At 69.7% G+C, this 9,168-nt stretch carries 6 protein-coding genes and 2 pseudogenes; 4 read left to right on the top strand and 4 right to left on the bottom strand.

Annotated features, from left to right (window positions below):
* The 4 genes and pseudogenes from ACPCJR_RS26185 to ACPCJR_RS26170 all read right to left on the bottom strand — a co-directional run.
* Positions 1 to 771: pseudogene (locus ACPCJR_RS26185) on the bottom strand (prenyltransferase/squalene oxidase repeat-containing protein); the annotation flags it as partial.
* A 91-nt stretch (positions 772 to 862) separates the two neighbouring features.
* Positions 863 to 1,579, bottom strand: a pseudogene (locus ACPCJR_RS26180) (squalene--hopene cyclase); the annotation flags it as partial.
* Positions 1,580 to 1,727: 148 nt separating this feature from the next.
* Positions 1,728 to 2,423 (bottom strand): pentapeptide repeat-containing protein, encoded by a 696-nt coding sequence (locus tag ACPCJR_RS26175; RefSeq protein ID WP_391516464.1) that lies wholly within the window; start codon positions 2,421 to 2,423, stop codon positions 1,728 to 1,730.
* Positions 2,424 to 2,461: 38 nt separating this feature from the next.
* Positions 2,462 to 2,995, bottom strand: coding sequence for a TetR/AcrR family transcriptional regulator (locus tag ACPCJR_RS26170; RefSeq protein ID WP_391516465.1), 534 nt, complete (start codon positions 2,993 to 2,995; stop codon positions 2,462 to 2,464).
* Positions 2,996 to 3,118: 123 nt separating this feature from the next.
* On the opposite strand from ACPCJR_RS26170, the gene ACPCJR_RS26165 reads away from it, so the two are divergent.
* The 4 genes from ACPCJR_RS26165 to ACPCJR_RS26150 all read left to right on the top strand — a co-directional run bounded on the left by ACPCJR_RS26165 (position 3,119) and on the right by ACPCJR_RS26150 (position 8,516).
* The gene (locus tag ACPCJR_RS26165) at positions 3,119 to 3,448 is read left to right on the top strand and encodes a DMT family transporter (protein ID WP_391516466.1); all 330 of its coding nucleotides are present in this window, start codon (positions 3,119 to 3,121) and stop codon (positions 3,446 to 3,448) included.
* Between the two features lie 2 nt (positions 3,449 to 3,450).
* Entirely contained in the window at positions 3,451 to 4,014 is a 564-nt protein-coding gene (locus ACPCJR_RS26160; RefSeq protein WP_391516468.1) for a TetR/AcrR family transcriptional regulator, read from the top strand.
* A 51-nt stretch (positions 4,015 to 4,065) separates the two neighbouring features.
* Positions 4,066 to 5,223 (top strand): efflux RND transporter periplasmic adaptor subunit, encoded by a 1,158-nt coding sequence (locus ACPCJR_RS26155; protein ID WP_391516469.1) that lies wholly within the window; start codon positions 4,066 to 4,068, stop codon positions 5,221 to 5,223.
* 131 nt (positions 5,224 to 5,354) lie between these two features.
* The gene (locus ACPCJR_RS26150) at positions 5,355 to 8,516 is read left to right on the top strand and encodes a multidrug efflux RND transporter permease subunit (RefSeq protein WP_391516471.1); all 3,162 of its coding nucleotides are present in this window, start codon (positions 5,355 to 5,357) and stop codon (positions 8,514 to 8,516) included.
* Positions 8,517 to 9,168 lie beyond the last annotated feature (652 nt).

Genomic DNA, 9,168 nt, shown 5'->3' with positions numbered 1-9,168 from the left:
GGTGGTCGCAGGCCCGGTAGCGCTCGGGGCCCTTGGCGACGTCGTATTGCAGCGCCTCCAGCGCGGCGATGACCCGGTCCGTGTCGGTGTCGCCCAGCGCCCGAACCAGCTGCCGTCCTGCTCCTGTTCGGCCCGGAGGTAGGCCAGCGCCCGCTCGATCACCGGACGGTCCGCCTCGTGCCCGAGCTGGGACAGGAAGGAGATGCAACGGCCGGTCACGTCGGCGGTCGGCGGATCGAGCAGCGCGCCGTGGTCCGAGAACGGGATGTGGTTGAGGAACGCGCGGTCGTTGCCGGCATCGAAGGCGCCCCAGCCGCCGTCGCGGCTCTGCATCCCGACGATCCAGCGCCGGGCCCGCTCGACGGCCTTGGCGTGTTCGGGCCGCCCGTTGCGGTGGAGCAGCATGGCGACCACCGCCGTGTCGTCCACGTCCCGGTAGTGGTCGTTGCGGTACTGGAACGCCCAGCCGCCGGGCTCGGCATCTGGCCGAACCTCTGCCCAGTCCCCGCGCACGTCGGTGACCTGGCGCGCCGCCAGCCAGTCGCAGGCGGCGTCGAGCTCCCGCTGCGCCTCGACGCCGCCGGATCGCGCCGCCTCGATCATGGCGTGCCCGGACAGGCTCGTGTCCCAGACCGGCGAGACGCAGGGCTGGCAGTAGACCTCCTCGTCCGTCTCGACGAGCAGCTTGTCGATGGCCGTCCAGATCGTGAGGCGGCGCGGGTCGTCCTCGGGATAGTCCAGCGCGTCGTACATCATCAGCGCATAGGCCATGGCCGGGTAGATCGCCCCGAGCCCGTCCCCCCCCGTTCAGGCGCTTCTCCACGAAGGCGACCGCCTTCGCGACGGCGCTCCCGCGGGCGAGCTTGGAGAACAGCGGCTCGGTCCAGCGCAGCACCGTGTCGATATGCTTGAACGCCACGCCCCAACGCGAGCGGTAGGGGCCCCGGATCCAGTCACGGACCCGCTCCGGCTGCGTCCAGAAGATCTCCTCGAAGCTCACCCCGCGGGGGTTGCGGGCGCGGGGCCGCAGCGCCTGCAGCACGAGCAGCGGCACCACGCAGGTGCGCACCCAGTACGACATCGCCCAGACGTTGAAGAAGAACCACTTGGGCAGGTGCATGATCTCGACCGGCATCACCGGCACGCCGCGCCAGGGGATAGCGCCGTACAGGGCGAGCTGGATGCGGGTGAAGACGTTGGCGCGTTCCGCCCCGCCGTGGCCGAGGATGGCTTGGCGCGCCCGCACCATGTGCGGCGCCTCCGGGGCGTCGCCGATGGCCTTCAGCGCGCAGTAGGCCTTCACGCTGGCCGAGAGGTTGAACGCGCCCGCATGGAACATCGGCTAGCCGCCATGCTCGCCCTGAGTGCGCCGGAGGTAGACGCCGATCCGCGCCTGCCGCTCGGGGGTGATGCGGTCCATCTAGTGCTCCAGCAGCACGTACTCGGCCGGGATGGTGGCATCCGCTTCCAGCTCGAACACCCAGTGTCCGTCGCGGTTCTGGCGGCGGCCCAGAGCACGGGCGGCGCCGACGACGGCGCGCAGGGTCTCGGGCGCGGAGAAGCGAGGCTCCGTGGTCATCTGTCTCTCTTCCAATGGGGTGTGGAGGGTTGAGGCCCGCGGAGCGGGACGAGGTCACGCGACCCTGACACAGCGGGCCGCCGACCCTTCCCCGATCAGTGTCGGCGTGCCGATGCGCGGGTCCGGACGAGGCGGGGCGCTTCCGGGGTCATCGGACATGCACCCCGAGGTTGCCGAGGAGCTCGGCCGCCTGCGACCTCGAGATCGTCGCGCCCTTGATCAGGGCAGCGTCGGCCAGCCGGAGGCCGCCAAGGTCGGCCCCGCGCAGGTCGGCTCCCTGGAAGCGCGCCCCCTTGAGGGAGGCTTCGCGCAAGCTCCCGTTCTCGAAGACGGCCTCCCGGAAGTCGCAGTCGCGGATGTCCGCCTGGGAGAAGTCCACGCCTTCGAGATGCGCGCCGCGAAACGAGAGGCCGGCCAGCCTGGCGTAGACCAGCAGGGTTTCCCGGAACGTCGCGCCCAGCCAGCGCACCTCCGCGAAGTTGGCGCCCGTCAGCTTGCAGCCGACGAACGAGGCACCCGACAGCTTCGCGCCGCGGAAATCGGCGTTGTTGAAGTCGCTGGACCGGAAGGCCGCCTCCGTCAGGTCGGCGCCGGTCAGGTTCGCGCCAGCACCCCGGCAGGAGGCCCAGACGGAACGCTCCAGCACCGACCCGTTCAGGCCGGCCCCCTGGACGTTGCATCCCTCGAAGGACCATTGCGTGAGGTTCAGGCCGGAAAGGTCGGCATTCTCCAGATCGCATCGGACGACGCGAACCGGCAGGTCACGGGCGGCCAATCGGCTCACGTCCACCCTGTCGAGGGTGACATCCGAGAGCGCGGTGCCGGCTTCGATTTGTTCGACCATGGGCGTTCCGGGGGGATCGACGCGAATCGCGGGACGGGTCAGAGCAGCTTGAGGATGTCGTCGAAGACATCCTCCCAGCCGGCCTGGTCGAGGTCGATCAGGCCGAGGCCGCGCAGGAAGAAGGCCCCCTCGGCGGCGAGGAACGCGGTGCGCACCCGGCGCCCCGCCTCGCTGCCGGGGTCGATGCGCTCCAGCCACGCGGCGTACCAGCCGCGCGCCTTCTCCATGTGCTCCGGCGATTGCAGCAGGCTCACGAGCATTCCGGCCATCTTGGTCTGGCTCGCCACGTCGACGCGGGCCGACGCCGTCACGTAGGCGCTCGCGCGCTCCAGGCTGGTCGCGTCGGGCGGGGTGTGGCGCGCGACCTCGGCGTCGAAGCCCTTCAGCCACCGCTCGGCGATGGCGGCGAGCAGGTCGTCCTTGCTGCCGAAGCAGTATTGCAGCCCGCCCTTGGTGATGCCCGCGGCCTTGCAGACGGTGTCGAAGGTCAGGGCGGTGGCGCCCTCCTCGCGGACGATCCGCTCGGCAATGTCGAGCACCCTGTCCCGGTCGATGCTCCTCGGACGGCCCATCCCGAATTTCCCTCTTTTAATTCCGTACGGATGGATTTAATTGACCGACGAAGCGGAGGCAAGCCCGGCTGACCGGCCTGGAGATGTGAGATGGAAGCAGAGCGTACGATAGACGCATCGATCGTGGCTTACGCCGCCTTGGGCACCGCCATCGCGTTCGAGGTGGCGGGCACGACCCTGTTGCAGAAGTCCGAGCAGTTCACGCGGGTCGGGCCGACCCTCGGGATGGCGGTCTGCTACACGGCCGCCTTCTTCCTGATGTCCATCGCCCTCAAGGCGATGCCGCTCGGCGTCGTCTACGCGATCTGGAGCGGGGTCGGCATCGTCGTGACCGCGCTCATCGGCGCCACGCTGTTCCGGCAGGCCCTCGACGTGCCGGCGATGGTCGGGATGGCCATGATCGTCGGCGGGGTCGTGGTGATGCAGGCCTTCTCGGCGACCACGGGGCACTGACCATGTCGAGCGCCCTCCACCGGGAGAAGCAGCCCAACTTCGTGCTCCGCCGGCTCCTCGACTGCGCCGTGCGCATCGCCCTGGAGCACGGGCCCACCGGGCTGACGATCGAGGCCGTCTCGGATGCGGCCGGCGTGACCAAGAGCTTCCTCTACTACCATTTCCCCACAAAGCAGGCCCTGGTCGAGGGGGTGTTCGAGACCCTGACCGAGCGGCTCGATGCCGACATCGACGCCGCGATGGCCCGGGACCCCGCGCCGCACGGCCGCTTCACCCGCGCCTACGTCGAGGCGGTCTTCCCCGACCCGACCTCCGGGAGCGAGAGCCAGGCGGCGGCCCTGTACCTCTCCGGCCTGGCCGACCCGGACGTCCGCCGACAGCACGCCGCGTGGATGGTGCGGCGCCTGGAGCGGCACCGGGCCACGGACAGCGCGCCGACCCTGGAGGTCGTCCGCCTTGCCGCCGACGGGGCGTGGCACGCCTGCCTCCTGCACGCGTCGGGCGGGCCGCTCCCGGATCTGGCCGCGCTGCGCGGGCGCCTCCTGGCGATGGCGCCGCCGGGCTGACGGCCCACCACGGCACCCGCCCACTCGTCTTCAGACAAGGACCTTCGAACCATGACCTGGCGTGACCATCACCGCCTGTCCCTCCCCACGCTCCTGCTGGCCGCGGTTCTGACCGGCTGCAAGCCCGCGGCGAACGACCCGGCCGCCGCGGCGGCGGAGACGCCGCCGATGGACGTGTCCGTCGCGACGGCCGAGCCGGCGACCGTGCCGCGCACCTACGACCTGCCCGGGCGCCTCGCCTCGACGCGGGTGGCGGAGGTCCGCGCCCAGGTCTCCGGCATCATCCGAGAGCGCGCCTTCGAGGAGGGCAGCCTCGTGAAGAAGAACGACGTGCTCTTCCGCATCGACCCGGCCATCTACAAGGCCGAGGTCGATGCCAAGGCTGCGGCGCTCGCCAAGGCCGAGGCGACCCGCGTCCAGGCCTCGAAGCAGTCGGAGCGCACCGAGACGCTGTTGGAGCGCCAAGCCGCCAGCACCGCCCAGCACGACATCGCCACCGCTTCCCTGCGTCAGGCCGAGGCGGACGTGGCGAGCGCCAAGGCGCAGCTCGACCGCGCGAAGATCGACCTCGACTTCGCCACCATCCGCGCGCCCATCGCGGGCCGGATCGGGCGCGCTCTCGTCACGGAGGGCGCCCTCGTCGGCCAGGGCGACGCCACGAAGCTCGCCGTCATCCAGCAGATCGACCCGATCTTCGCCGACTTCAACGCCTCCGCCTCGGATCCCGGCGAGCTCACCGAGCGCGCCGCCGGCAAGGAGGAGACCGAGGTACGCCTTGTCCGTGACGACGGCACGCTGCACCCCGATGCCGGCCGTCTGCTGTTCACGGATGTGAGCGTCGACCCCGGCACCGGGCAGGTCTCCCTGCGCGCTGCCTTCCCCAATCCGAAGGCCGTCCTGCTGCCCGGCACCTATGTCCGGGTGCGCGTGGCGCACGGCATGAAGGCCGACGTGGTCGTCGTCCCGGCCCAGGCGATCCAGCGCTCCAGCGCGGGCGAGGCCCAGGCCTACGTCGTGCAGGACGGCAAGACGGCTCTGCGCCCGCTGCGCACCGGGGCGCTCACCGATGCCGGCTGGATCGTCGAGGAGGGCCTCAAGGCCGGCGAGACCGTCGTCGTCGAGGGCTTCCAGAAGATCCAGCCGGGCATGGCCGTGAACCCCGTCGCCTGGAGCGGCGGCAAGACGGCCGCCGCCCCCGAACAGCACTGACCCGGCCCCGCTCGCGCTAGAGCTGCGCCCGACCATTGGGTCGGGACTCATCTCTAGGTTCTTGTTTTGCCGCGCATTCTCTCGACGAACCGGTGTCCACTTCGTCGGAATGCGCTCGAGGCACGATCCCCATGACCCGCTTCTTCATCGAGCGCCCGATCTTCGCCTGGGCGATCTCCATCTTCATCATGCTGGTGGGCGCGATCTCCATCGCCTTCCTGCCGATCTCGCAATACCCGGACGTCGCCCCCGTCACGATCCAGGTCACGGCGACCTATCCCGGCGCCCCGCCCGAGCGCCTCTACGACGGCGTCACCCGCATCATCGAGGAGGAGCTCAACGGCATCCCGGGGCTGATGTACTTCGAGTCCACCAGCGACACCTCCGGCCAGACCCAGATCATGGCCTCGTTCGCGCCCGGCTCCGACCCGTCGAAGTCGACCGTCGCGGTCCAGAACCGGATCAAGCGCATCGAGGCGCGACTGCCCCGCGCCGTGACGCAGCAGGGCGTCATCGTCGAGGAGGCGAGCACCAGCTTCCTCCAGTTCGTCATCGTTTCGTCCAAGGACGGCAGCCTAACCGATACGGATCTCGGCGACCTCGCCGCCCGCCGCCTGCTCGGTGAGCTGCGGCGCGTGCCGGGGGTCGGGCGCGCCACCCTGTTCTCGTCGGAGAAGGCGCTGCGGATCTGGATCGACCCGGTCAAGCTCGTCGGCCTCAACATGACCCCCGCCGACGTCACCGCGGCGGTGGCGGCGCAGAACGCGCAGGTGACCTCCGGCATCGTCGGCGCCCAGCCGGCTAGGGAAGGCCAGCGCATCGCCGCCAACGTGCTCGTGAAGGGCCAGCTGACGACGGTCGCCGAGTTCGAGGAGATCGTGCTGCGCGCCAACATGGACGGCTCGCTCGTGCGCCTGCGCGATGTCGCCGAGGTCGAACTCGGCGGGATGTCCTACAACATGCAGACGCGCCTCGACGGGCGCCCGGCCGCCGGCATCGGCATCCAGCTCGCGCCCGGCGGCAACGCGCTCGCCGCCGCCACCGGCGTGAAGGCCAAGATCGCCCAGCTCTCGAAGACGCTGCCCGCGAATGTCAGCGTCACGGTGCCCTACGACACCACGCCCTTCGTCGAGGTCTCGATCAAGAAGGTTCTAATGACGCTCGCCGAGGCGATGGCGCTGGTCTTCGTGGTCATGTTCCTGTTCCTGCAGAACATCCGCTACACCATCATCCCGACCATCGTCGTGCCGGTGGCCCTGCTCGGCACCTGCGGCGCGCTGCTGCTCGCCGGCTTCTCGATCAACGTGCTCACCATGTTCGGCATGGTGCTGGCCATCGGCATCCTCGTCGACGACGCCATCGTCGTGGTCGAGAACGTCGAGCGCATCATGGGCGAGGAGGGCCTCTCGCCCCGGGAGGCGACCCGCAAGGCGATGGGCCAGATCACGGGAGCCATCATCGGCATCACTTCGGTGCTGATCGCAGTGTTCGTGCCGCTCGCCTTTTTCCCCGGCTCGGTCGGGGTGATCTACCGACAGTTCGCGGTGAGCATGGCGACCTCCATCGCCTTCTCGGCCTTCCTGGCGCTGTCCCTGACCCCGGCGCTTTGCGCGACGCTGCTCAAGCCCGTCGCGGCCGGTCACGGCCACGCCAAGGGCGGCTTCTTCGGCTGGTTCAACCGCCGCTTCCAGGCGGGCACGCTGGCCTACCGGTCCGGTGTTGCCGGGATGCTGCGCCGGCCGGTGCGGTCGCTCCTCGTCTACGCGGCGCTCGTCGCCGCGCTCGGCTGGGGCTACGTCCGGATGCCGACGAGCTTCCTGCCGACCGAGGATCAGGGCTACATCATCGTCGACGCGCAGACGCCGCCGGAATCCTCCACCGAGCGCACCCTCGACGTGGCCAAGCGCATGGAGGACCATTTCGGGACCGAGGCGGCGGTCGCCAGCCGCGTGGTTCTGCTCGGCTACGGCTTCTCGGGCCAGGGCCAGAACGCGGCGCTCTCCTTCGTCACCCTGAAGGACTGGAAGGAGCGCGGGCCGGACGACGGCGCCGACGCCATCGCCGCCCGGGCCAACGCGGTGCTCGGCGGCCTGCCCGACGCCATCGCCATGTCGCTGTCGCCGCCGGCCATCGACTCCCTCGGCAATTCCAGCGGCTTCGCCTTCCGCCTGCAGGACAAGGGGCAGCAGGGCTACGCGGCGCTCGCCGCCGCGCGCGACCAGCTCCTGGCCGCCGCCTCGCAGAGCCCCATCCTCCAGGGGGTCTACGTCGAGGGCCTGCCAACCGCGCCGCAGGTCGAGCTCACCCTCGATCGACAGAAGGCGAACGCCCTTGGCGTCACCTTCGCCGACATCAACGACGCGCTCTCGACGAGCCTCGGCTCGGCCTACGTCAACGACTTCCCGAACCAAGCGCGAATGCAGCGCGTCATCGTGCAGGCCGAGGCCGGGCGGCGGATGAAGGCCGAGGACCTGCTCGACCTCCACGTGCGCAACGCGAAGGGCCAGATGGTGCCGCTGCAATCCTTCGCCCGCATCTCCTGGACGATGGGCCCGGCGCAGGTGGTGGGCTTCAACGGCTACCCAAGCATCAAGTTCGGCGGCAGCGCGGCGCCCGGCTACGCCAGCGGCGATGCCATGGTCGAGATGGAGCGGCTCGCCGGGCAACTGCCCCAGGGCTTCGACTTCGCCTGGACCGGACAATCGCTGCAGGAGAAGCTTTCGGGCTCCCAGGCCGTCTACCTGCTGGCGCTGGCGCTGTTCTGCGTGTTCCTGTGCCTGGCCGCACTCTACGAGAGCTGGTCGATCCCGCTCGCCGTGCTGCTCGTGGTGCCGACCGGCGTGGTCGGCGCGGTGTTCGCCATGCTGCTGCGGGACATGCCGAACGACGTCTACTTCAAGGTCGGCCTGATCACGGTGATCGGCCTGACGGCGAAGAACGCGATCCTGATCATCGAGGTCGCCAAGGAGCTCGTGGCGCAGGGGCGTTCCGTGCACGAGGCGGCGCTGGAAGCGTGCGAGCTGCGCTTCCGGCCGATCATCATGACCTCGTTCGCCTTCATCCTCGGCGTGGTGCCGCTGGCCATCGCCACGGGCGCCAGCATGAACAGCCAGCGGGCCATCGGCACCGGCGTGCTCGGCGGGATGATCACGGCGACCGTGCTCGCGGTGTTCGTCACGCCGCTGTTCTACGTGCTGATCGCGCGGGCCTTCCGGCAGCGGGCGGCGGACATGGCGAGGGACAGCTCCGCCGAGCCCGTCGAACCCGCACGGCACGGCGCCCCCGTACACTGAGGGCGAAGCACGAGATCCGGGCCTCGCCCGGCAACAGGTCGCGTAACCGGACCTTCCCGCGGTTCGCGATAGCGGTCGGCCTGCCTCCTTGCCCCCTCGGCAGGCCGGCCGCGTTAAAATAACCCCCACGTGCACGACGTGATTTACGTGGCTCGCGGCGGCATGGGCTTCTGGCTGGCCATCCTGGTTCACCCGGGACCCGCGAATACCCTGCGGTAGTGACCAATCGGTTTACGGCTGCACCTAACGCGATGGATCCGCCATCTCACGATGGCGGGCCTTCTTCAGTCTAAGTTGCTCCAGTGCGAAACTTTGAGGCCTCAAAACAGGACACTGGGTCGGCTATCAACACCTACGCGCCAGTTCAGTTAGCAGCGGCAAGGCGGTGATGTTGGTGATCTTGATCGCAGGGTCCACGGCACGCTTTTCATCCGCCCCAACAGTGGGGCCGTGAGGGCTTCTACGACGTCCGCTTCCCGGGTCGAAGCGGACGACGAAGGCCACAGCGTGAAGGGGCCGCTATGGGTCATTCGGCCCCCTTAGGGGCGACCATCCTGCTAGTGCTCTGTCACGCCTCCGTTGTGGGGTAGAGTTTGCGGAGCTTGATGCGGGCGTCCTTTGTGGTGAAGCGCCAGTCTGCGCCAACGCCCTG

Origin of the sequence: Methylobacterium sp. NPDC097929 (genome assembly GCF_049543375.1) — a bacterium.
Classification (GTDB): domain Bacteria; phylum Pseudomonadota; class Alphaproteobacteria; order Rhizobiales; family Beijerinckiaceae; genus Methylobacterium.
Note: the sequence above shows the minus strand (reverse complement) of the source record. Positions and strands in the feature narration are given on the sequence as shown.

Bases quoted from the DNA above. Each gene is read 5' to 3' on its own strand.
- ACPCJR_RS26175 (WP_391516464.1), bottom strand. From the start codon at position 2,423: ATGGTCGAACAAATCGAAGCCGGCACCGCGCTCTCGGATGTCACCCTC.
- ACPCJR_RS26170 (WP_391516465.1), bottom strand. From the start codon at position 2,995: ATGGGCCGTCCGAGGAGCATCGACCGGGACAGGGTGCTCGACATTGCC.
- ACPCJR_RS26160 (WP_391516468.1), top strand. From the start codon at position 3,451: ATGTCGAGCGCCCTCCACCGGGAGAAGCAGCCCAACTTCGTGCTCCGC.
- ACPCJR_RS26155 (WP_391516469.1), top strand. From the start codon at position 4,066: ATGACCTGGCGTGACCATCACCGCCTGTCCCTCCCCACGCTCCTGCTG.
- ACPCJR_RS26150 (WP_391516471.1), top strand. From the start codon at position 5,355: ATGACCCGCTTCTTCATCGAGCGCCCGATCTTCGCCTGGGCGATCTCC.